Below are 21912 nucleotides of genomic sequence, written 5' to 3'. Positions count from 1 at the left end.
GCGCTTGTTAATCGCAGCTGTTTCTTATACACTAAGTACCATATGCGTGTTATCGAATCGTTTCGGCATGTCAACAAAAGGAGACCGGGTACATGACCATTCACAGCAAAACAAGCCATTGCAAAATCGTGGATTGCACGGTGCGCGACGGCGGCCTTGTCAACAATTGGGATTTTAGCGTCGAATTCGTGCAGGATCTGTATAACAGCCTGAACGAAGCGGGCGTCGAATATATGGAAGTCGGCTACAAAAACTCTCCCCGCCTGCTGAAAGGCTCGGATGGCGCGGGCCCCTGGCGGTTTCTGGACGACGATTTTCTCCGGAAGGTCATCCCGAACAAACTGAACACGAAGCTGTCCGCGCTTGTCGACGTGGGCCGGGTGGACGAGAACGACGTTCTGCCGCGCAACGAATCCATGCTCGACCTGATCCGCGTGGCGAGCTACGCGCGCGATACCGAGAAGGCGATCGAGCTCGGCACGCTGTTTCATGAGCGGGGCTACGAGACGACGATCAACATTATGGCTCTCTCCAACGTCATGGACAACGAGCTGAACGAATCGCTCGCCATGATCAGCGACAGCCCGATCGACGTCGTGTATATCGTCGACTCCTACGGCAGTCTCGACCCCGACGATATCCGCTACCTGGTCGAGAAGTTCCGCCGCTCCCTGAAGAACAAGCGCCTGGGCGTTCATACCCACAACAACATGCAGCTGGCGTTCGCCAACACGCTCGCGGCCGCCGACATGGGGGTCGAGCTGCTGGACGCATCCGTCTACGGCATGGGCCGCGCCGCCGGCAACACGCCGACCGAGCTCCTCCTGGCCAAGCTAACGAACCCGGGCTACAGCTTGCGTCCGGTGCTCGGCATGATCGAGAAGCACATGCTGAAGCTGCGAGAGAAGGAAGAATGGGGCTACCTGATTCCCGACATGATCACGGGTACGCTGGACGAGCATCCGCGTTCGGCGATGGGCTGGCGCGCGTCGGCAGACCGGGACAAGTTCACCGAGTTTTACGACAAGATGACGACGCCGGAAGTGTATTCGAGCAAATAAGGCACAACGAAGAGGCGCTCCCGCAGGAGCGCCTTTGTCGTTGAGGCGGGCCGAGCGGACAGACGGCGGGCTAACGGGCGGCGATGCCGGGCCCGTAGCCTTCGAGTTCGCCCTGGCCGCGCAGCGCCGCCGCTTTGTTCATCGGGTTCGGATGGAAATAGGCGCTGCCGCCCAAAAGGCGGCCCCCGATCGTCGTCGCCTGCATCGCGACGCCGATGTCCTCGGTGGAGGCGAAGTGGGACAGCAGCGCCGCCTCCTCGATACCGTCGATGTCGACATACCAGGAGAAAGTACCGTATTCGTGGATGACGTAAAGCTTGGCCCGTTCGAAGAGAACTTGCCAGCTTCTGGCCGGCTGGGCGATCGTGAGCTGCGCCAAATCGTAAGTTTCCATGCGGGAAACCTCCAGGTTTAAGATGGAAATATCGTATCGGTCCAAAGACGACCCATTCATTGTAGCGGGAATTCGAAGGCGGATGCAATGCGCGGCAAGGCGGAAAAGAAGGGGGGAGGGCGAGAAATGGCACAATGGCGCGTTGAAACGCTAGGGGACGAAGCTTTTCTCCTGCAATGGAAAGGCGAAGCGGCGCCGCGTCCTTCCGAGTTGGCGCTGGCGGCGGAGCGGCTGCGCAGTCTTGCCGGGGATTGGCTCCGCGAAATCGTGCCTGCGTACGATACGCTGACGCTGCACGTGGACGCGTTGCGGCTGCCCGCGGCATTTACGGACGCGTCCGGCGAATGGGACGGGGAGGCGATCGCGGTGACGATCGCAAACCTTCTGGTTAAGCCGGAGAAGAAGAGCGGAGGGCAGGAAGCAAGCGTCCGCCATGGCGGCGATGCGCCAGGCGACGCGGAGACGGCCGATGATCGAGACGCCCCGAGCGGACGCACCGTGGTCGTGCCCGTCCGCTACGGCGGAGAAGACGGGCCGGATCTCGCCGCCGCGGCAGCGCGGAGCGGATTGGGCGAAGAGGCGTTCGTCCGGCGCCACAGCGAGGCGGATTACGAAGTCGCCATGATCGGCTTCGCGCCCGGGTTTCCTTATTTGGCCGGACTGCCGGAGGCTCTCGCCCAGCCGCGTCACGACTCGCCGCGCCTGCGGGTGCCCGCGGGTTCCGTCGGCATCGCGGGCCGCCAGACGGGAATCTATCCCGTGGACTCGCCGGGCGGCTGGCAAATCGTCGGCCGGACGCCGCTGCGTCTGTTCCGGCCGGAGCAGGCGGATCCGTTCCCGATTCGTCCCGGAGACCGGGTGCGGTTTGCGCCCGTTGCGGCCGGGGAGGCGGAAGACGCGGATGGTGAGTCCGCGGGCGGGCGGCGGGGGCCGCAAACCGATTCCGCGGAGGAGGCTCCGCCGGGCGTCGCCGTGCTCGCGCCCGGACTGCACGCGACGGTACAGGACCTCGGACGGCTCGGCTGGCAAGCGTTCGGCGTCTCGCGGGGCGGGGCGATGGACCGCGAGGCTTGCCGCACGGCAAATGCGCTCGTCGGCAACGAAGCGGACGCGGCCGTGTTGGAGCTGACGATGCAGGGCGGGCGATATCGCATGCTGCGGGACGCGCTGGTCGCCTTGACGGGGGCGGCTGCGCCCGCGGAGGCGGACGGCGAGCCGATGCCAGCGGGCCGTCCGGTGCTGCTGCGGGCAGGTACGGAGCTGGCGGTCGGCCGGATGGAGCGGGGCAGCCGCGCTTACCTCGCTTTCGCCGGCGGCATTGACGTGCCGCTTTCGCTCGGAAGTCGCAGCACCGACCCGCGCGCCGGCATCGGCGGGCTCGCAGGCAGGCCGCTAGCCGCTGGGGACGCGCTGGCCTTCGGCGCGCCTTCGCCCGCAGCGGCGCGGCTGGCAGCCCGGCTCGCAGCCGCAGCTGAGCGGTCGGGGCGGCTCTGGGCGCCGGCTCCGGGCGGCTATGCGGCGGCGGCGGGCCTGCCGCCGGACGGCCCGCCTGTCGTGCTGCGCGTTCTTCGCGGCCGCGGCTGGGATTGGTTCGATCCGGCCGCGCGGGCTCGCCTACTCGTGACCGCGTACCGGGTGCAGCCGGCTTCCGACCGAATGGGCATCCGCCTCGAGGGCGCACCGCTCCGGCTCTCCTCGCCGATCGAGCCCGTCTCGCACGGCGTGACGCCGGGGACCGTGCAGGTGCCTCCGGACGGCCAGCCAATTCTGCTCGCCTCCGGCTGTCAGCCGACCGGCGGGTACCCGATTCTCGCGCACGTGATCTCCGCCGACCTGCCGCTGCTTGGACAGCTGCGGCCCGGACAGTCCGTCTCGTTCGAACCGGTCGGCCTGGCGGCGGCACATGCGGCGCTGGCCCGGCAGGAGAAAGAGCGGGCGCGGCGCGAGGCGGGCATCCGGCTGGCCTGGTACGCGGATCGGGCATGATGCCGTCTGGAGGCGGCTCCTTGCGATTACAAGAAAAGGCGGTGCCCGCATGGGACGTAATGTGGATCTGAACTGCGATCTGGGAGAAGGGTACGGAACGTATCGGAGCGGGGACGACGCCGCGCTGATCGCCCTCGTCTCCTCCGCCAATATCGCCTGCGGCTATCATGCCGGGGACGCGCACACGATGCGCGCCGCCGTGTTCGCCTGCGTCGAGAAAGGCGTGGCGATCGGCGCGCATCCCGGGCTCCCGGATCCGCTCGGCTTCGGCCGGCGCGAGATGCAGGCGACCGCGCGCGAGGTCGAGGACTACATGCTCCACCAAGTCGGCGCCTTGCAGGCGTTTGCTCGAATCGCCGGCGGTCGCGTCGCGCACGTGAAGCCGCACGGCGCGCTGTACCATATGGCCGCGCGGCGAGATGATCTGGCCGAAGCCGTCGTCCGCGCGGCGAAAGCGCTCGACCCGCGGCTCGCCGTCGTCGGCCCCGGCGGCAGCGCGCTGCTTCGGTCCGCCGAAGCGTACGGCCTGCGCGCGATCGTCGAAGGTTTCGCCGACCGCGCGTACCTCGCGGACGGCAGCTTGGCGCCGAGAGCGATGCCAGGCGCGGTGCTGGACGATCCCGCTCGCGCCTTGCGGCAGGCGTTGGACCTACTGGAGCAAGGGCGGGTGAAGACCGCGGACGGCCAGACGGCTCTCGTGCGTGCCGAAACGATCTGCATCCACGGGGATACACCCGGGGCGGCGGCGTTCGCCGCTGCGCTGCGGCGCGGGTTGGAGGTCAACGGCTACGTGGTGCGCGCTCCGTGAGCGGCGGGCGCTACGGCCGGCTGTTCGTCTATGGCTCCTTGCTCCCCGGGATGGCGAATCACGGCGTCCTCGCGCCTTTTCTCTCGGGAGAGGCGCGCCCGGGCCGCGTCCGCGGCCGCTTGATCGACGCGGGACCTTATCCGGCGCTCTGGCTCGGGGGCGCTGAAGCGGAGGACGGGAGGGAGCCCCTTGTTCGGGGGCTGTGGGTGGAGGTTACGCCCGCCGCCTGGCCGACGCTTGACGCCTTCGAAGGCTTCGTCGGGGCCGAGGAGCCGAACGATTACGACCGGGTATGGGTGCGCGACGCGGACGACGGCGATGTCTCGGGCTGGGCCTATGTCTGGGAATCGGACCGGGGTTGCCCGTTCGCGGCGTCCGGCTGGTGGCCCGACGCGATCCGCCGCCGGCGCGGACAGGGGAACATTTAGCCGGTTAGGGCGACGATTAGCCCGTTGGAGTCATGCGATCGCCGTTCATTCGGTTTATAATGGATTAGATACGGCCTTATTCGCGCGGGATCCCGGCGACTCAAGGAAAAGACGAGGTCCGAGAACGCAAGCGGACTTGGGAAGGCAGGCTACACCTCAATGACACATTCCATATTCTCCTCTACCAATCGCGCCCACCGCCGGACGACGGGCCGGGCGCTTCTTTTGCTGCTCGTCCTCGTCCTGGCCGCCTGCGCGTTCGCCGCGCGGACGGTGTCGGCCCACGCGTCGCTGGTCGAGGCGACTCCGCAACAGGACGCGAAGCTGGCGGAAGGGCCGGCGGCGGTCGAGCTGCGCTTCAGCGAGCGGCTGGATTCGGCGGAGGCGAGGCTGCGCGTTTTGGACGACCAGTCCAAGTCGGTCGCTTCGGCCAAGCCCGAGCGGTTCGATCAAGGCAAAGGCTTGCGCATGGCACTGCCCAAACTGGGAGAAGGCCACTATACGGTAACGTACGACGTCATCTCCGCCGACGGGCACCCCGTCTCGGGCGCGTACGTCTTCACGGTCGGCAACCCGCCGCCGCTGCCGGACGCGAGCCAGCTCGATCCGCACGCCCAGATCGGGCACGGCGGGCACAACCATGGCGGCGGTCAGGATTTGACGACGCAGACGTTTCTGCTGTACGCTTCCCGGATCGCTTATTACGCCGGCTTGCTCGCGCTGTCGGGTTTGCTGCTTTGGAGCGCGCAAAGGGGGACTTCACCGATCGTGCGGGAAGTACGGGAAGGAGCGATCCGCACCTTTTCGAAGTATACGACGCTCGCGATCATCGCCTACGTCGTGTTCCAGATGGCCAACCTGACCCAGGGCGAACCCTTCTCCGAATGGGGACGCATCCTTACGGATACGACGATCGGCCGGCTGTACGCCGCCGAGCTGCTGCTCGCCCTGGCCGCGCCGCTGCTCAGCGGCCTCGGCCTCGCGGGACGGCTGTTCTGGGCGGCAGTGGCGCTGTTCATCGAAGCCTGGAGCGGCCACGCGGCGGCATTTTCGCCGATTGCCTATACGGTCGGACTCGACTTCGTCCATCTGCTCGCCGCTTCGGCGTGGGGCGGCGGTCTCGCGCTGCTCCTCCTCGTTTGGCGTAAGGAGCGGCCGGAAGCCGGCCGGTTCGCGCTCGTCTTTTCCAAGTGGGCGCTGGTCTCCTTCCTTCTGCTCTGGGTGACCGGGACGCTGTCGACGCTCGTCTTCCTGCCGACGCTCGATTATTTGTGGTACACGCCTTGGGGCAAATGGCTGCTGGTCAAGGCAGGGCTGTCGCTGCTCGTCGTCGCCGCGGCGTTCCTCATCCGGCTGCGCCTGCGCCGGGGCGACCTGCCTCGGGGCTTCCTGCTGAAAACCGATTTCGGTCTGCTCGCCGGCATCGTGTTCTGCGTCGGCATCCTGACGTACCAGAATCCGCTGCCCGCGAACGAGCCCCTTTCGTACCACGAGATGGGGACGGATATGCACGTGACGCTGCGCATTTCGCCGAACGCCCCGGGGGACAACAACTTTACGCTGAAAGTATGGCTGCCCGAGGCGTCCGGGGCGCCCAAGTCGATCGAGCTGCGGCTTCGCCCGCTGGATCGCAAGGATGTCGGCGCGATCGAGGTGCCGATCGTGCCCGTCGAAGACAAGGGCTTGGACGACTTCCCCGAGTACACGAAGTACGCTTTCGAAGCAAAGGGGCCGTACCTGGCCTTCCGCGGCAAATGGGAAGCGGAAGTCCGGGTCGTCGACGCCAAGGGCGAAGAGCTGAAGCCGCGGTCGACGTCCTTCCGCATCTACTGACGTGACGGATCGCATTCGGACGAAGGAAACAGCTCGGGAAGGTCGGCCGTCAGGAGGGCGGAACATGCGCAGCAATCGGCGGATCAAATGGCTCATCCTATGGATTCCAACGATCACGATCGGCCTCTGGGAATATGTGCGCCATGCGTTCCTGCTCCCTTATATGTCCATGGAGCTGGGCAATCTGCTCGCGCCGTTTATCGTGCTGGTCGTCACGATGACGCTCGTCCGGGGCTTGTTCCGGCGGCTGGAGAGCTCTCAGGCCTCGCTTCAGCGCGAACGCTCGGTCAGCGCCGCGCTGGAGGAGCGCGAGCGCCTCGCGGCCGAGCTGCACGACGGCATCGCGCAGTCGCTGTTTTTGCTCGCGGTCAAGCTCGATCAGCTCGACCGCGCGGCGAGCGGGGAGCCGGCGGTCCGGGAGCTCGCGTCGCAGCTGCGGGAAACGGTGCGTGTCGTGCACGAGGACGTGCGGCAGGCGATCGCCAACCTCAGATTGCCGCCGTCGGCGGAGCACGACGCCTGGGTCGTGCCGCTGCGCGAGCTGCTCGGCGAGACGTCGGCCATCCTCGAGGCGCGGGCGGAATTCCGCTGGACGATCCCGGAGGACAGCTTGACCGACAAGGAAAAGGTCGAGCTGCACGCCTGTCTCCGCGAAGCGCTCCTGAACGTGCGCAAGCATGCGCGCGCCCAGTCGGTGCTCGTCGTCGGAGAGCCGGTCGGAGGCGACGGCTTCCGCTGTACCGTCGAGGACGACGGGGTCGGCTTCGAGGGCGATCCGTTGCGGGCGGCGGGGAGGTTCGGCCTTCGCATGGTCCGCGACCGGGCGAGCCGCATGGGCTGGACGTTCGCGATCGAACGAAGAGACGGCCGGACGGTCGTCGAATTGGCGAAGAAAGGGGGAGACCGATGACGAAACCGTGGCGCATTTTGATCGTGGACGATCACAAGCATGCCCGTCAGGGCATGCGGGAGATTTTGGCGGGCGATCCGAGCTTTATCATCGCGGGTGAGGCTGCTAGCGGAGAAGAGGCGCTCGCGCGGATGGCCGATGCGCGCCCGGATTTGATTCTGATGGACATTTCGATGCCCGGCATGGGAGGATTGGACGCGGCCAAAGCCATCAAGTCGGCTTATCCCGACGTCAAAATCGTCATGGTGACGGTATCCGACGATCCGGCTTACCTGTTCGAAGCGCTCAAAAAAGGGGCGCAGGGCTTTCTGCTGAAAAACCTGAATCCTTCCGCCTGGCGCGAATATCTGCTCGCCGTCGCGTCGGACGAGGCGCCGCTCAATCCCGAGCTCGCGCTTTCGATCTTGCGGGAGTTCGCAAACCGCCGGCCGTCGGTCGCGACCGACGCGGCCCGGGACGACGGCATCTTCCGCGAAGGGCTGACGGCGCGCGAAAAGGAGATTTTGCAGGAGGTCGCCCGCGGGCAGACGAACCGCGACGTGGCCGCCGCCCTCGGCCTCTCCGAGCATACGGTCAAAAACCACCTCAAAAACATTTTGCAAAAGCTTCACCTGGACAATCGCGTCCAATTGACCCGCTACGCGTACGAGCGAGGTTGGGTCGATCCGGTTTGACGCGACGATGTACAAATGCTTCTCGCAACCGTGTTCCTCGCCGGCTGGCCGCCGTGAGGGACACGGTTTTTTTGATGGTTTCGAGAGGGACCGAAAGAGCATTTCGTGCAAAGGCACAGAAGACGGCGGAGATGACCGGAAAAACCGCATTACTCTCGAGCAATGGCGCCGAAGTCGGCGGAGATAATTGGAAAAACCGCATAACTCCGGTGCAAAGGTGCTGGGGGCGGCGAGATATGCGGAAAACCCGCATAACTCTCGTGCAATGGCGCCGAAGACGGCGGAGATAACCGGAAAAACCGCATAACTCCCACGCAAAGTCACCGAAGACGGCGGAGATAATCGGAAAAACCGCATAACTCTCGCGCAAAGTCACCGAAGACGGCGGAGATAATCGGAAAAACCGCATAACTCTCGCGCAAAAGGACCGTAGACGGCGAGATACTCGGAAAAACCGCATAACTCCCGCGGCAAAGGGGCCGAAGACGGAGGAGATAATCGGAAAAACCGCATAACTCCCGCGGCAAAGGGGCCGAAGACGGCGAGATAATCGGAAAAACCGCATAACTCCCGCGCAAAAGGACCGTAGACGGCGGAGATAATCGGAAAAACCGCATAACTCCCGCGGCAAAGGGACCGAAGACGGCGAGCGGCCCTTCTAACCCGATGCCAGGCACGAAAACAAAATGGTTTACTTTTCCGCCGGTCTCTTTTATATTAACAATATGAATATAAACAATGTAGATTAGCGAGGTGGATCGGATGCAGATGCAAGCCAAGTATGTCGCGCTGGCGCTGCTCCGCTCGCAGCCGAGAAGCGGCTACGAGATCAAAAAGGAATTCGAGGGCAATATCGCGTATTTCTTCGAAGGCAGCTACGGAAGCGTCTATCCGGCGCTCGCCAAGCTGGAGAAGGAGGGGCTGATCGCGAAGCGAACGATCGTGCAGGAGGATCGGCCGAACAAGCACGAATTCGCGATCACCGAAGCCGGCACGGCCGCGCTGGAGGAATACCTGAAAAGTCCGCTTCTCCCCGACAGCATCCGCTCGGACCTTTGCATGAGGCTTTACTTCGCCGGAGAGACCGAAGCGGAAGACATGGCCGGATGGCTCGCGAACGGCGCGGAAGATCACCGGGCGAGCCTTGCGGCGCTGCGGAGCATCCGCGAAGAGCACGACGCCAAGCTGCCGTTGTCGATGAAGCTGTCGCTGCTGATCGGCATCCGCTACCACGAGTCGCATCTGAACGCGATCGAAGAAGGATTGCGGCTGCTCGATCAAACGTTGAAGGGCGAAGCGAGCCCGAAGGAGGAATAACGATGGCCGTTCTCTTGATGCTGCACGTCGTTGGCGCGGTTTTGTTTCTGGGAAATATCATCACGGCCGCATTTTGGAAAATCATCGCGGAGCGGTCCGGAGACCTTCCGCACCTGAGCCGCACGGCCCGCAACGTCATGCTGGCGGATTACGCCTTTACGCTGCCCGGCATCGTGCTGCTGATCGCGACCGGCTTCGCCATGGCGGCGAAAGCGGGCTATCCGCTGCACGAGTGGAACTGGATGACGGCGTCCCTCGCCTTGTTCGCCCTGAGCGGCGTCGTCTGGGGCGCCGTCCTCATCCCCGCGCAGCGGTGCATGATGCAGGAGAGCGCCGCGGCGGCGCACGGGCGAATTCCGCTTTCGGCCCGCTACCGGCAAGCCTCCCGCCGTTGGGACGTGTTCGGCACGTTCGTCATCCTTCTCCCGCTGGTCGTCCTGTACCTCATGCTGAACAAGCCGTTTTGACGGGGCCGGCGCCGCGATGGGAAACGTTAGGCTATAGCCCTTTGTAGTCATGCGCAGAGCGAAAGACGAGCTTATAATGGTGGGTATTCGATCAATGCGACGAAAGGTTGGAGCAACCCCCATGAAAAAAAGCATTACCGTCCTATTCGCGCTTTTCCTGGCGCTAGGTTTCGCAAGCGCGGCCAGCGCCCACGTCGTCGTCTCTCCGTCGGAGGCGCCGCAGAACTCCTATCAAGTATTCACCATCCGCATCCCGACCGAAAGCGAGAGCGCCTCGACGACGCAGGTCAAGCTGGAAGTGCCGGAAGGCGTCGAGGTGTCGCGGTTTCAGCCGTTCCCGGATTGGACATATGAGCTGGAGCGGAACAATGACGGCAAGATCGTTTCCGTGACTTGGAAAGCGACCGGCAAAGGTTTATCTCCGACCGAATTCGGCCAATTCTCGTTCCAGGGCAAAGTAGCGGAAGGCGCCTCCGACCTGGCATGGAAAGCCCACCAAACCTACTCCGACGGCACGGTCGTCGATTGGACCGGCGACGCGTCTTCCGATAAGCCGGCATCCGTCACGAAGGTGACGCCGGCCGTCGCGGGCGATGGGCACGGGCACGGTACCTCCGCCGCGGCAGACGAAGGCAAGGAAGAACGGGATCCGCTTACGCTCGGCCTCGCGATCGCGGGCCTCGCCGCCGGCCTGCTCGCACTGGTCGTTGCGCTTCTCCGCAAAAAGCGGGCGTAAGTTCGGGATTGACACGGCACGGCGAAGCGTGTACATTGTAACCAAGAATTCCACTAGGGGCGCCCGTGAGGGCTGAGATAAGGCGTACCGCCTTGGTCCCTTTGAACCTGATCTGGGTCATGCCAGCGTAGGAAAGTGGACCACATGTGCGCCATTGGCGGCGCTAGCGGCTGCGGTACGCCTTCGGGCGTCCGACGTTCGCGTGCGGACGGCATCTCTCTCGCAGAGTGCGTCCCGCACGGACTCCATGCCGCGGCGCCCATCGACGACACGCGTTGGGCCGCTCCTTGACGGGGCGGCTTTTTTGGCTTTGCGCGGCGCCGCCGCGCATGCGAACAAAGACGGCGAAGCTCTTCCGCGCCTTTCGGGCGGCGGGGGAGCCGAAACGGGCCGTCCCGCGCAGTCGTTCGTCGTCATCGCACGGTCAGGCAATCTCTCGGAAGACCGGCGTCTCGCCGCCTCCCCGATGGTCGCCGCCGCCGTTCGGACCGTCTTCGCCCGGCCTTGACGCCGCGCGCGAAGCCGCCTCCGGCGGACCTCTTTCTCCCAATCGGCATCTCTCTCATCCGGCCTCCTAGCGGAATTCGAGTCGAATTCCAAGGAGGTTTTTTTCATGTCGATCTGGACTCATCCGCTGCCGGGGAGCCGGAAAGTGTACGTCCCCGGGACGCAGCCGGGCGTAAGGGTGCCGATGCGGGAAATCGCGCTCGCGGACAGCCGCGGGCGGGACGGGACGCCGTCGCCGAACGAGCCGGTGCGGGTATACGATTCGAGCGGTCCTTACACGGACGAAAGCTACGAGGCCGACGTCCGCCGGGGCTTGCCGGCGCTGCGGGCCGAATGGATCGAGGCGCGGGGCGACACGGAGCGGTACGACGGCCGGCGCGTCAAACCCGAGGACAACGGCTTTGCGACCGAGGAGAGCGAGGCCCGCCGCGGCGAGGAGCGCTATCCGGGACTGCTGCGCGCGCCGCTGCGGGCGGGCGCCGGCCGCAACGTGACGCAGCTTCACTATGCGCGCCAAGGTCTCGTGACGCCCGAGATGGACTTTATCGCGGCGCGGGAAGGGATGCGGCCCGAATTCGTCCGCGACGAGGTGGCCGCAGGAAGGGCCGTCATTCCCGCCAACGTCAACCACCCGGAGAGCGAGCCGATGATCATCGGCCGCGCCTTTCACGTGAAGATCAACGCGAACATCGGCAACTCCGCCGTCGCCTCCTCGATCGAGGAGGAGGTCGAGAAGATGACGTGGGCGACGCGTTGGGGCGCGGACACCATCATGGACCTGTCGACCGGGAAAAACATCCATACGACGCGGGAGTGGATCGTCCGCAACGCGCCGGTGCCCGTCGGCACGGTGCCGATCTACCAAGCGCTCGAAAAGGCGGGCGGCCGGGCGGAGGACCTGACCTGGGAGCTGTTCCGCGACACGCTGATCGAACAGGCCGAACAGGGCGTCGACTACTTTACGATCCATGCGGGCGTCCTTTTGCGCTATATCCCGCTCACCGCAAGCCGCGTCACCGGGATCGTTTCCCGCGGCGGGTCGATCATGGCGGCCTGGTGCCTCGCGCATCACCGGGAGAATTTCCTGTATACGCACTTCGAGGAAATCTGCGAGATCATGAAAGCCTACGACGTGACGTTCTCCCTGGGAGACGGACTGCGTCCCGGCTCGATCGCCGACGCCAACGACGCCGCTCAGTTCGCGGAGCTCGAGACGCTCGGCGAGCTGACGGAGATCGCCTGGCGGCACGACGTTCAGGTGATGATCGAAGGTCCGGGCCACGTCCCGATGCATCTGATCAAGGAAAACGTCGATCGTCAGGCGGAAGTTTGCAAGGAGGCGCCGTTTTACACGCTAGGTCCGCTGACGACGGACATCGCGCCCGGCTACGACCACATCACGTCCGCAATCGGGGCGGCGATGATCGGCTGGTTCGGAACGGCGATGCTCTGCTACGTCACGCCGAAGGAGCATCTTGGCTTGCCGAACAAGGAGGACGTCAAGGACGGCGTCATCGCCTACAAGATCGCGGCGCACGCGGCCGACCTGGCCAAAGGGCATCCGCGGGCCCGCTTGCGGGACGACGCCTTGTCGAAGGCGCGCTTCGAGTTCCGCTGGCGCGATCAGTTCCGCCTGTCGCTCGACCCCGAGCGGGCGATGAGCTACCACGACGAGACGCTTCCGGCGGACGCGGCCAAGTCCGCCCACTTTTGCTCGATGTGCGGGCCCAAGTTCTGCAGCATGCGGATTACGCAGGACATCCGCGAATACGCGGCCGCACGGGGGCTGGAAACGGCGGAAGCGATCGAGGACGGCATGCGGGACCAGGCGGAAGCGTTCAAGGCGGGAGGGAGCCGGATCTATGTCTGAAGCGGCGCCGGGGCTTGCGCGTTACGCGCGGCAGACGCGGTTCGCGCCGATCGGGATTGCCGGTCAGGCGCGACTCGCGGCCTCACGCGTGCTGATCGTCGGCGTGGGCGCGCTCGGCGCCGCGCTCGCCGAGCAGATGGTGCGCGCGGGCGCGGGCGAAGTGCGCCTCGTCGATCGCGACTACGTCGAGCCGAGCAATCTGCAGCGGCAAGCGCTGTTCGACGAGGAGGACGCCCGGCAGGCGCTACCGAAAGCCGTCGCCGCGGCCGCCAAGCTGCGGCGCATCAACGGGAGCGTCCGCGTGGAGGCGCACGTGGCGGACGTCACCGCGCTTAACGCCGGCGCGCTCGTCGCCGGGGTGGACCTCGCGCTTGACGGCACCGACAATGCCGCGTGCCGGCTGGCGCTGAGCGACGCCTGCTTCCGGCAGGGCGTGCCCCTCCTGTACGGCGGCGTGAGCGGGTCCGAAGGCGCCAGCGCGGCGTTCGTTCCGGGCCGGACCGCATGCTTCCGCTGCCTGCTGGGCGGGGAAGAGGCGCCCGAGTCCGAGCGAAACTGCGAGACGGCGGGCGTGATCTATCCCGCGGTCGCGTTCGTGGCGGCGCTGCAGGCCGCGGAGGCGCTCAAGTGGCTGTCCGGCAACGGGGAAGCGCTGCGCCGCTCCTGGCTGACGGCGGACGTTTGGACGTTCGCCGTGCGGGAGTCGCGCATGCCGGCGGGGCGCGCGGGCTGTCCGTTCTGCGGACGGGAAGCGGGGGCTGTCACCGACCCGGTCGAACGCGAGCGCGCGTGCGGCGACGATCCTGCCGGGATCGCGCCGCTGGAGGCCGTCGTCCTGTGCGGACGGGATACGATCCAGGTGACGACCGGGCGGCCGCTTTCGCCCGGCGAGCTGGGGGAGACGCTGCGGCGCAGGGGCTGTCGCATCCTGGCGTCGAACGCGTTTCTCGTGCGGGCGCTCGCGCCGGAGGAGATCCGGCTCACGGCGTTCGCCGACGGCCGCGTGCTGGTGCAGGGCGCCGAAGCGGACGCGGGCCGCGCGATCGAGGCGTGCAGGCGCTACTTGGCCGACCCGGAAGAAGGCTGCCCTGTCCCTGCGGAGACAAGTGCCGGCGTCGGGAAGACAGAAGGAGGGAATGGGGATGCGTAACATCCGCGAATGCAAACTGTACGTCGTGTCCGGGGAACAATACCACCCCGGCCGGGGACTGCTGGAGGTGATGGAAGCCGCCATCCGCGGCGGGGCGGACATCGTGCAGCTGCGCGACAAAGAGGCGCCGAAGCGGGAGCTGCTGCGCAAAGCCGAGGCGCTGCGCGAGCTCACGAGGCGGCTCGGCGCGCTGTTCATCGTGAACGATCACCCCGACATCGCGTTGGCCGCGGAAGCCGACGGCGTGCATTTGGGGCAGGAAGACCTGCCTGTAGAAGCCGCCCGGCGGATGCTAGGACCGGACCGGATCGTCGGCGTTTCGACGCACGCGCTGCCGCAGGCGGTCGCCGCGGAGCGCGCCGGCGCGGACTACATCGGCGTGGGGCCGGTCTATCCGACAGGGACGAAGCCGGAGCGCGCGGCCGTGACACTATCCTATGTTTCGGAAGCGGCGAGAGCGGTCCGGATCCCGTTTTTCGCCATCGGCGGCATCCAGCCCGGCAACGCCGAGGATGTGCTGGCCGCCGGAGCAAGGAGGCTTTGCGCCGTATCGGCGATCGTGGGAAGCCCGGATCCCGAGGAGGCGGCGCGGCGCCTGCGCGGCTACATCGAGCGCTGGGAGTTTGAATCGCCTTCCGGCATGCCGGCTTCCGGCGGCGTCCGGCTGATCGTCAACGGCCGGGAAGGCGTGACGAACGCCGGCACGCTGCTCGAGCTGGCGGCCGAATACCGGCTCGCCGACCGGCGGGTCGTGGCCGAGCGCAACGGAGAGGTCGTGCCGCGGGCAGGCTGGTCCGAGGTGCCGGTCCGCGAAGATGACCGCATCGAATTCGTGCATTTCGTGGGGGGAGGCTGAACGGCATGGACAGATCAACGAACGGGCTCGTCATCGGCGGCACGACGCTGCGATCGCGGCTGTTTCTCGGGACGGGGAGGTATCCGAGCCCGGTCGTGATGCGACAGGCGCTGGCGGCGTCCGGCGCGCACGTCGTCACCTTCGCCATTCGGCGGGTGAATCTGGACGGCGTCGCAGAGGATACCGTATTGCAGCATTTCTCGGACCGGGAACTCGTCTATTTGCCCAATACTTCCGGCGCCGCCGACGCGGACGAAGCGGTCCGCATCGCGCGGCTTGCGCGGGCGGCGGGTCTCGGCGACTGGGTGAAGGTGGAGATCAGCGCCCATCCCCGCTCGCTCCTGCCGGATCCCCTGGAGACGCTTCGGGCGACCGAGCGGCTCGCCGCCGAGGGCTTCGTCGTGCTGCCGTATACGTCGGACGATCCGATGCTGTGCAAACGCCTGGAGGAGGCAGGTGCGGCGGCGGTCATGCCCGGCGGCTCTCCGATCGGAACGGGACTCGGCATTCTGAATCCGTACAACCTGGGCTGGATCGCGGAGGAAGCGCGGGTGCCCGTCATCGTCGACGCGGGACTCGGCTCGGCCGCAGACGCGGCCCAAGCGATGGAGCTCGGGGCGGACGGCATTCTCGTCAATACGCCGGTGGCCCGCGCCCGGGATCCGGTCGCCATGGCGGAGGCGATGCGCCTCGCGATCGAAGCCGGGCGCCTGTCCAGGCTTGCCGGCCGCATCCCGAAAAAGCGTTATGCCACCGCCAGCAGCGAGCCGGAGGGAAGACTGTTTGCGGCGGCGGAACCCCGAAGCGGGAACGCGCCAGCCGGCGCTTCCCGCGGAGGGGCACGATGAAGATGGCCGTGCTGATCGTTGGCGGCGGGATCGTCGGCCTGTCATGCGCCTGGGAAGCCGCCCGGCGGGGCTTCGCCGTCACGTTGCTGGAGCGAGGCGCGATCGGAGGCCAGGCGTCCGGCGCTGCGGCTGGCATGCTCGCGCCGTTCTCCGAGAACGGGGAAGGGCCGGACGACTTTTTCCGGCTGTGCTTGGAGAGCCTTGGGATGTATCCCGAGTGGGTGCGCGAGATCGAGGAGGCGTCCGGCGAGCGGGCGGAATTCGTCCGCTCCGGGAGTCTGCATCTGGCGATGCACGGGGCGGACCGGCAGCCGCTATTGGAACGGCTGGCTTGGCAGCGCGCGTTCGGCGGCGGCTGCGAGTGGGTGGACGACGCCGCGCTGCGCTCCCTGGAGCCCGCGGTCGCGCCGGAAGCGCTTGGCGCCCTGTACAGCCCCGCCGAGGCGCACGTGCATGCGCCGAAGCTCGTCGCCGCGCTGGAGAAGGCTTGCCGCCGCACCGGCGTTCGTCTTGTCGACGGGGCGGGCGAGCTGCTGTCGCTGAGCGTCGAGCCGGGCACCGGCGCCGTGCGAGCCGTCCTGTCCGGCGGGGAGTATACGGGGGATCTGGCCGTCATCTGCATCGGCGCCTGGAGCGGCGGTTTGGCCGAGCGTCTTGGGGTCCGCATCCCGATCCATCCGATCCGGGGGCAGATTTGCGCTTACGACTCGCCGACCGTCCGGCCCCGTCATCTCCTTTTCTCGTCTCAGGCTTATTGGGCGGCCAAGGCGGACGGCACGCTCGTCTGCGGCGCCTCGGAGGATGACGCCGGCTTCGACCGGTCCGTGACCGAAGCGGGCATCGGCCGACTCGTCCGCTGGAGCGAGCGGGTGCTGCCGATGCTGCACGGCGCGGCGCCGACGCGGAGCTGGGCCGGACTGAGGCCGGCGACGCTGGACGGATGGCCGCTTCTCGGCCCGGTGCCCCTCTCGCCCCGGCTGTTTCTGGCCGCCGGGCACTACCGCAACGGCATCCTGCTCAGTCCGGCGACCGCCGCGCTCGTCGGGCGGTGGCTCGCCGCGGGCGGCGGGCCGGGCGGGCGCGAGCTCTTGCCTTTCGCGCCGGACCGCTTCGCGTCCTTCACGGCGACGGTGGAGGGGGTGCCGGGATGAGCGCGCGCGATATGACGGACATGAGGTCGCAGGAGCAACCGAGAGCAATGACGGCCGCCATGCCTAACACTGCTGGATCTGCCGCTCCGCCCGCCGCCGTGCCGCGCGTCCTTTCCATTGCCGGGTCGGATTCGGGCGGCGGCGCCGGCATTCAAGCCGACCTCAAGACGTTTCAGGAGCTGGAGGCTTACGGCATGACCGTCGTGACGGCCTTGACCGCCCAGAATACGCTGGGCGTCCAGCGCGTCTTTCCCGCTCCGGCGGACATCGTGGCGGCGCAGCTCGAGAGCGTGCTGACCGACATCGGCGCCGACGCCGCCAAGACCGGCATGTTGCCGACGGCGGACATCGTGGAAACGATCGCGGCGGCGGTCCGCCGGTACGGCGTCGCCCGGCTCGTCGTCGATCCGGTCCGGGCGGCGACCTCCGGCGACGCGCTCGCGGACGGCGAGGCGTACGCCGCCCAGCGCGACTTGCTGCTGCCTTTGGCGGCGCTCGTCACGCCGAATCTGCCGGAGGCTTGCGAGCTGCTCGGCGTCCGGGAAGGGGAAATCCGCTCGCTGGACGAACGGATCTCCGCCGCGCGGGCGCTGCTCGCATACGGTCCGCGCGCGGTGCTGCTCAAGGGCGGGCACGCGGAAGGGGACGAATGCATCGACATTCTGATCACCGCGGCGGACCCGGCCGCCCCGCAGTTGCTCGCGGCGCCCCGGCTGCCGACGCGGAACACGCACGGCACCGGCTGCACGCTGGCTGCCGCTGTGGCCGCCTTGCTCGCGCGCGGCGTCCCGCTGGGGGATGCCTGCCGGGCGGCCAAACAGTTCGTCACCGCCGCGATCGCCGGCGCGGCGCCGCTCGGGGGCGGGCACGGCCCGCTCTGGCAAGCGGCCTGGCGCGATCCATGCGCCCGCGATGCGCGGAAACGCACTTGATTGCCCGTTCGGAATCCCCTATAATACAAGTACTTATTGCTTCTAAATGCAACGATGGAGACAAGTACGCAGCACCTGCCTCGCAGGGAGGGGACGCCGCCGACTGCAAGCGTTCCTAGGAACAGGGCTGCCGAATTTCACTCCGGAGCAGTCTCCTGAACCCCGTCGCCTGTCCGGCGCGGCACAGTAGGGAGCACCGGCAGCGGCCCGTTACGCCGCACGAGTGGGAACGTCCGCGGTTTGCCGCGATGCCGACGTTCCAATAAGGGTGGTACCACGGTCCTTTCGTCCCTTTTTCGGGGAGGAAGGGCCTTTTTTCGTCGCTTTCGGGCTTTCCGGCACGCGTTGCGGGCTTTGGGGAGCACGATAGCTAAGGCGCGACATTGCAGCATAATCGAAGGAGTGTGGAGCATGAAGGACCGTTTGGAAGCGTTGCGGAGCGAGGCGTTGGCGCAGCTCCAAGAGGTGGCAGACCCCGGCCGGTTGAATGATCTGCGGGTGCATTACCTGGGCAAAAAAGGACAGCTGACCGAAGTGCTGCGTGGCATGGGCGGACTCAGCGCGGAGGAGCGCCCGGTCATCGGCCAGGTGGCCAACGAGGTGCGTGCCGCGATCGAAATCGTCATTCAAAGCAAGCAGGCGGAATTCGAACGGGCCGACACGGCGCGCCGGCTCGCCGCGGAAACGATCGACGTCTCGCTGCCGGGCAAGGCGCCCGCGCCGGGCGGCATCCATCCGCTCACGAAGGTGACGCAGGAGATCGAGGACATTTTCCTCGGCATGGGCTATACGGTGGCGGAAGGACCGGAGGTCGAGACGGACTATTTCAACTTTGAAGCGCTCAACCTCCCGAAAAACCATCCCGCGCGCGACATGCAGGACTCGTTCTATCTCACGGAGGAGATTTTGCTCCGCACGCATACGTCGCCGGTTCAGATCCGCACCATGCAGGGCGCAGGCGGCAAGACGCCGCTGAAGGTCATTTGCCCGGGGAAAGTGTACCGCCGCGACGACGATGACGCGACGCATTCGTTCATGTTCCATCAAATCGAAGGGCTGGTCGTCGGCCCGAACATCCGGATGAGCGATTTGAAGGGCACCCTGCTCCAGTTCGTGCAGCAGATGTACGGTCCGCAGGTGCAGATCCGGCTGCGTCCGAGCTTCTTCCCTTTCACCGAGCCGAGCGCCGAAGTCGATGTGACCTGCACGCAGTGCGGCGGCCACGGCTGCCGGATGTGCAAGCATACCGGCTGGATCGAAATTCTCGGCTGCGGCATGGTGCACCCCAAGGTGCTCGAGCACGGCGGCTACGACCCGCGCGAAGTGAGCGGCTTCGCCTTCGGCATGGGCGTAGAGCGGATCGCGCTGCTCAAATACGACATCGACGACATTCGTCATTTCTATAACAACGACCTGCGCTTCCTGAGCCAGTTCGCCCGCATGTAAACGAAGGAAGGAGCGGTGTAATCCATGAACGTATCGTACCGATGGTTAAGCGAATATATCGATTTGAACGGCATTGAGCCGCAGCGTTTGGCGGAGCTGCTGACGCGCGGAGGCATCGAGATCGACGCGGTCCAATCCCGCAACCAAGGCGTAAGCAAGACGGTCGTCGGCTATGTCAAGCATAAGGAAAAGCACCCCGACGCGGATAAATTGAACGTGTGCACCGTCGACGCCGGTCTCGGAGAGGACTTGCAGATCGTATGCGGCGCGCCGAACGTGGCAGCGGGGCAAAAGGTGCCGGTCGCCCTCGTCGGCGCCAAGCTGCCGGGCGATCTGTCGATCAAAAAGACGAAGCTGCGCGGCGTCGAATCGCAAGGCATGATCTGCTCGGCGCGGGAACTCGGCATCAACGACAAGCTGCTGCCGAAGGAGCTTCAGGAAGGCATCCTCGTGCTGCCGGCCGATACGCCGGTCGGCACCGATATCCTCGAAGTGCTCGGCCTGGACGACGCGGTGCTCGAGCTCGACTTGACGCCGAACCGCTCGGACTGCCTGAGCCTGCTCGGCGTCGCCTACGAGGCGTCGGCGCTGACGGGCCGTCCGTTGACGCTGCCGGAGCCGGAGAAGGAGCTGTACGCGACCGCCGACAAGACGACAGACCATGTGGGCGTCGCGGTCGAAGCGCGGGACCTGTGCTCGCATTACGCCGCGCGCTACATCAAAGGCGTGAAGATCGGCCCTTCGCCGCTCTGGCTTCAGAATCGCCTGATCGCGGCCGGCATCCGGCCGATCAGCAACGTCGTCGACATCACGAACTTCGTCATGCTCGAGTACGGCCAGCCCCTGCATGCGTTCGACGCGGCCAAGGTGGCGGGCGGACGGATCGGCGTCCGGCTGGCGCGCGAAGGCGAGACGCTCGTCACGCTGGACGGCCAGACGCGCAAGCTGGAGCCGCACATGCTGCTCATCACCGACGCCGAAAAACCGATCGCGCTCGCCGGCGTCATGGGCGGACTGAATTCCGAAGTGTCCGACGATACGGTAGACATCGTTCTCGAATCGGCGCGGTTCGACGGCGGTTCCGTCCGCAAGACCTCGCGTCAGCTCGGGCTTCGCTCCGAAGCTTCGGCCCGCTTCGAGAAGGAAGTCGACCCGTCGCGGGTGCGCGGGGCGCTGGATCGCGCGGCCGCGCTCATGGCCCGGTACGCGGGAGGCGTCGTGACCGAAGGCGTCGCGGAGGAGATCGTGTCCGCCCCGGAGCCGGCGGTCGTCGAGGTAGCGCTGGACCGGGTGAACGGGCTGCTCGGCACTTCGCTTTCCACGCTGGAGGTGAAGACGATCTTCTCCCGCCTGCAGTTTCCGGCTGCGGAAGTCGCGGACGGCGCCTGGCGCGTGACGGTGCCTACCCGTCGCGGCGACATGCGGCGCGACGTCGACCTGATCGAGGAAATCGCACGGCTGCATGGCTATGACGAGATTCCGACGACGCGGATCGAAGGTCCCACGACGACGGGCGCGCTGACCAAGTCCCAGGCGATCCGTCGCGAGCTTCGCCGGCTGCTGGCCGAAGCGGGGCTGTACGAGGCGGTCAGCTACTCCGTCACGTCGCCCGCGAACGCGGCCCTTTTCCCGGAGCTGTCCGGCGGCGAATCGGTCCGGCCGATCCCGCTCGCGATGCCGATGAGCGAGGAACGCAGCGTGCTGCGCACGTCCTTGCTGCCGAATCTCGCGGAGGCCGCCGTTTACAATCAGGCCCGCCGCACGCACGACGTAGCGCTGTTTGAAATCGCGGGCGTCTTCCACTCGGAGGAGGCGGCGCTGACGACGCTGCCGCACGAGAAGCCGAGACTAGCCTTCCTCCTGACGGGCAATCGGCGCGCGGCGGCGTGGAATCGCACGGCGGAGCCGGTCGACTTCTTCGACGCCAAGGGCGTCCTCGAAGCGATGTTCGCGCGTCTCGGACTCGCGGATAGCGTGACTTACGAAGCCGCGCAGCCGGAAGGCTTCCACCCGGGACGCACGGCCGCGTTGAAGCTGCAGAGCGCGCAGGGTGGCGAGACGATCGGCTACGTCGGCCAGCTGCATCCCGACCTGCAGCGCGAATACGGTCTGGGCGACACGTACGTGGCGGAGCTGGATCTGGCGCCGCTCTATGCGCGGGCGGATGCGCAGATCGCCTACCGGACGCTGCCGAGGTTCCCGGCGACGGAGCGCGATCTCGCGGTCGTGGTGGACGCCGGCACGGCCGGCGGCGATTTGGTGAAGGCGATCCGTTCCGCCGCGGGCGAACTGCTCGAGTCGGCGCGGGTGTTCGACGTATACACGGGCGAACGGCTCGGGGCGGGCAAGAAGAGCGTCGCGCTGGCGCTCGTTTACCGCCATGCGGAGCGCACGCTGACCGACGAAGAAGTGGCGGAGGCGCAACAGCGGGCCATACAGAAATTGGAACAATCTTTCGGGGCGGAACTGCGGAAATAAGCAGGAAACGGCCCGCGGCGCAGCGAATTAGATCAGGACGCGGTGAGCGGCCTGATGTGG

At 66.5% G+C, this 21912-nt stretch carries 20 protein-coding genes, 1 riboswitch and 1 other annotated feature; of the genes, 19 read left to right on the top strand and 1 reads right to left on the bottom strand.

All coding sequences use genetic code 11. From position 1 onward, the window contains the following. The first annotated feature begins 92 nt into the window (after positions 1 to 92). Positions 93 to 1061, top strand: coding sequence for an aldolase catalytic domain-containing protein (locus LKX83_RS17665; RefSeq protein ID WP_227883614.1), 969 nt, complete (start codon positions 93 to 95; stop codon positions 1059 to 1061). A 70-nt stretch (positions 1062 to 1131) separates the two neighbouring features. On the opposite strand, the gene LKX83_RS17660 is transcribed toward LKX83_RS17665, so the two are convergent. Further along, entirely contained in the window at positions 1132 to 1455 is a 324-nt protein-coding gene (locus tag LKX83_RS17660; RefSeq protein WP_227883613.1) for a hypothetical protein, read from the bottom strand. Between the two features lie 126 nt (positions 1456 to 1581). Here LKX83_RS17660 and pxpB point away from each other — a divergent pair, with 126 nt between their 5' ends. The 18 genes from pxpB (at position 1582) to pheT (ending at position 21852) form a co-directional block, all read left to right on the top strand. After that, positions 1582 to 3441 (top strand): 5-oxoprolinase subunit PxpB, encoded by a 1860-nt coding sequence (gene pxpB / locus LKX83_RS17655; RefSeq protein WP_227883612.1) that lies wholly within the window; start codon positions 1582 to 1584, stop codon positions 3439 to 3441. Between the two features lie 49 nt (positions 3442 to 3490). Further along, on the top strand, positions 3491 to 4249 hold the full coding sequence (locus LKX83_RS17650) for a 5-oxoprolinase subunit PxpA (protein WP_227883611.1): 759 nt from the start codon (positions 3491 to 3493) through the stop codon (positions 4247 to 4249). Continuing rightward, complete coding sequence (locus LKX83_RS17645; RefSeq protein WP_227883610.1) at positions 4246 to 4677, top strand: gamma-glutamylcyclotransferase family protein; 432 nt, start codon at positions 4246 to 4248, stop codon at positions 4675 to 4677. The genes LKX83_RS17650 and LKX83_RS17645 overlap by 4 nt, the downstream gene beginning before the upstream one ends. 159 nt (positions 4678 to 4836) lie before the next feature. Beyond that, entirely contained in the window at positions 4837 to 6510 is a 1674-nt protein-coding gene (locus LKX83_RS17640; protein WP_227883609.1) for a copper resistance CopC/CopD family protein, read from the top strand. 64 nt (positions 6511 to 6574) lie between these two features. Then, the gene (locus LKX83_RS17635; RefSeq protein WP_227883608.1) at positions 6575 to 7420 is read left to right on the top strand and encodes a sensor histidine kinase; all 846 of its coding nucleotides are present in this window, start codon (positions 6575 to 6577) and stop codon (positions 7418 to 7420) included. After that, entirely contained in the window at positions 7417 to 8094 is a 678-nt protein-coding gene (locus LKX83_RS17630) for a response regulator (protein ID WP_227883607.1), read from the top strand. Before LKX83_RS17635 ends, LKX83_RS17630 begins: the two co-directional genes overlap by 4 nt. Positions 8095 to 8862: 768 nt before the next feature. Further along, complete coding sequence (locus LKX83_RS17625; protein WP_227883606.1) at positions 8863 to 9411, top strand: PadR family transcriptional regulator; 549 nt, start codon at positions 8863 to 8865, stop codon at positions 9409 to 9411. A gap of 2 nt (positions 9412 to 9413) precedes the next feature. Then, the gene (locus LKX83_RS17620) at positions 9414 to 9878 is read left to right on the top strand and encodes a DUF2269 family protein (protein ID WP_227883605.1); all 465 of its coding nucleotides are present in this window, start codon (positions 9414 to 9416) and stop codon (positions 9876 to 9878) included. A gap of 121 nt (positions 9879 to 9999) precedes the next feature. Beyond that, complete coding sequence (locus LKX83_RS17615; protein WP_227883604.1) at positions 10000 to 10614, top strand: YcnI family copper-binding membrane protein; 615 nt, start codon at positions 10000 to 10002, stop codon at positions 10612 to 10614. Between the two features lie 45 nt (positions 10615 to 10659). After that, positions 10660 to 10765: riboswitch (TPP riboswitch) on the top strand. Positions 10766 to 10918: 153 nt separating this feature from the next. Then, positions 10919 to 11122 (top strand): hypothetical protein, encoded by a 204-nt coding sequence (locus LKX83_RS17610; protein WP_227883603.1) that lies wholly within the window; start codon positions 10919 to 10921, stop codon positions 11120 to 11122. A 105-nt stretch (positions 11123 to 11227) separates the two neighbouring features. Further along, positions 11228 to 12991, top strand: coding sequence for a phosphomethylpyrimidine synthase ThiC (gene thiC / locus LKX83_RS17605; RefSeq protein ID WP_227883602.1), 1764 nt, complete (start codon positions 11228 to 11230; stop codon positions 12989 to 12991). Continuing rightward, positions 12984 to 14141, top strand: a complete 1158-nt coding sequence (locus LKX83_RS17600; protein ID WP_227883601.1) for a ThiF family adenylyltransferase — start codon at positions 12984 to 12986, stop codon at positions 14139 to 14141. The genes thiC and LKX83_RS17600 overlap by 8 nt, the downstream gene beginning before the upstream one ends. Then, positions 14134 to 14997 (top strand): thiamine phosphate synthase, encoded by an 864-nt coding sequence (gene thiE / locus LKX83_RS17595; RefSeq protein WP_227883600.1) that lies wholly within the window; start codon positions 14134 to 14136, stop codon positions 14995 to 14997. The genes LKX83_RS17600 and thiE overlap by 8 nt, the downstream gene beginning before the upstream one ends. 5 nt (positions 14998 to 15002) lie before the next feature. Next, positions 15003 to 15845, top strand: coding sequence for a thiazole synthase (locus LKX83_RS17590; RefSeq protein ID WP_227883599.1), 843 nt, complete (start codon positions 15003 to 15005; stop codon positions 15843 to 15845). Then, positions 15842 to 16996, top strand: coding sequence for a glycine oxidase ThiO (gene thiO / locus LKX83_RS17585; RefSeq protein ID WP_227883598.1), 1155 nt, complete (start codon positions 15842 to 15844; stop codon positions 16994 to 16996). Before LKX83_RS17590 ends, thiO begins: the two co-directional genes overlap by 4 nt. A gap of 59 nt (positions 16997 to 17055) precedes the next feature. Then, entirely contained in the window at positions 17056 to 17928 is an 873-nt protein-coding gene (gene thiD / locus LKX83_RS17580; RefSeq protein WP_255654651.1) for a bifunctional hydroxymethylpyrimidine kinase/phosphomethylpyrimidine kinase, read from the top strand. 42 nt (positions 17929 to 17970) lie between these two features. Then, positions 17971 to 18224 (top strand) — a binding site (T-box leader). A 115-nt stretch (positions 18225 to 18339) separates the two neighbouring features. Then, positions 18340 to 19374 carry a phenylalanine--tRNA ligase subunit alpha gene (gene pheS, locus LKX83_RS17575; protein ID WP_227883597.1) on the top strand — a complete coding sequence of 345 codons (1035 nt, stop codon included), beginning with the start codon at positions 18340 to 18342 and terminating at the stop codon, positions 19372 to 19374. A gap of 24 nt (positions 19375 to 19398) precedes the next feature. Beyond that, positions 19399 to 21852, top strand: a complete 2454-nt coding sequence (gene pheT / locus LKX83_RS17570) for a phenylalanine--tRNA ligase subunit beta (RefSeq protein ID WP_227883596.1) — start codon at positions 19399 to 19401, stop codon at positions 21850 to 21852. The last annotated feature ends 60 nt before the right edge of the window (positions 21853 to 21912 follow it).

The organism is Cohnella baijiui, assembly GCF_020731285.1.
Lineage (GTDB): Bacteria > Bacillota > Bacilli > Paenibacillales > Paenibacillaceae > Cohnella.
The sequence above is the reverse complement of the archived record's forward strand: the minus strand, read 5'-3'. Positions and strand labels throughout refer to the sequence as shown.

Excerpts from the sequence above, each read along its gene's own strand:
- LKX83_RS17665 (WP_227883614.1), top strand. The coding sequence starts at position 93 with ATGACCATTCACAGCAAAACAAGCCATTGCAAAATCGTGGATTGCACG.
- LKX83_RS17660 (WP_227883613.1), bottom strand. The coding sequence starts at position 1,455 with ATGGAAACTTACGATTTGGCGCAGCTCACGATCGCCCAGCCGGCCAGA.
- pxpB (WP_227883612.1), top strand. The coding sequence starts at position 1,582 with ATGGCACAATGGCGCGTTGAAACGCTAGGGGACGAAGCTTTTCTCCTG.
- LKX83_RS17650 (WP_227883611.1), top strand. The coding sequence starts at position 3,491 with ATGGGACGTAATGTGGATCTGAACTGCGATCTGGGAGAAGGGTACGGA.
- LKX83_RS17640 (WP_227883609.1), top strand. The coding sequence starts at position 4,837 with ATGACACATTCCATATTCTCCTCTACCAATCGCGCCCACCGCCGGACG.
- LKX83_RS17635 (WP_227883608.1), top strand. The coding sequence starts at position 6,575 with ATGCGCAGCAATCGGCGGATCAAATGGCTCATCCTATGGATTCCAACG.
- LKX83_RS17630 (WP_227883607.1), top strand. The coding sequence starts at position 7,417 with ATGACGAAACCGTGGCGCATTTTGATCGTGGACGATCACAAGCATGCC.
- LKX83_RS17625 (WP_227883606.1), top strand. The coding sequence starts at position 8,863 with ATGCAAGCCAAGTATGTCGCGCTGGCGCTGCTCCGCTCGCAGCCGAGA.
- LKX83_RS17620 (WP_227883605.1), top strand. The coding sequence starts at position 9,414 with ATGGCCGTTCTCTTGATGCTGCACGTCGTTGGCGCGGTTTTGTTTCTG.
- LKX83_RS17615 (WP_227883604.1), top strand. The coding sequence starts at position 10,000 with ATGAAAAAAAGCATTACCGTCCTATTCGCGCTTTTCCTGGCGCTAGGT.
- thiC (WP_227883602.1), top strand. The coding sequence starts at position 11,228 with ATGTCGATCTGGACTCATCCGCTGCCGGGGAGCCGGAAAGTGTACGTC.
- LKX83_RS17600 (WP_227883601.1), top strand. The coding sequence starts at position 12,984 with ATGTCTGAAGCGGCGCCGGGGCTTGCGCGTTACGCGCGGCAGACGCGG.
- thiE (WP_227883600.1), top strand. The coding sequence starts at position 14,134 with ATGCGTAACATCCGCGAATGCAAACTGTACGTCGTGTCCGGGGAACAA.
- LKX83_RS17590 (WP_227883599.1), top strand. The coding sequence starts at position 15,003 with ATGGACAGATCAACGAACGGGCTCGTCATCGGCGGCACGACGCTGCGA.
- thiO (WP_227883598.1), top strand. The coding sequence starts at position 15,842 with ATGAAGATGGCCGTGCTGATCGTTGGCGGCGGGATCGTCGGCCTGTCA.
- thiD (WP_255654651.1), top strand. The coding sequence starts at position 17,056 with ATGCCTAACACTGCTGGATCTGCCGCTCCGCCCGCCGCCGTGCCGCGC.
- pheS (WP_227883597.1), top strand. The coding sequence starts at position 18,340 with ATGAAGGACCGTTTGGAAGCGTTGCGGAGCGAGGCGTTGGCGCAGCTC.
- pheT (WP_227883596.1), top strand. The coding sequence starts at position 19,399 with ATGAACGTATCGTACCGATGGTTAAGCGAATATATCGATTTGAACGGC.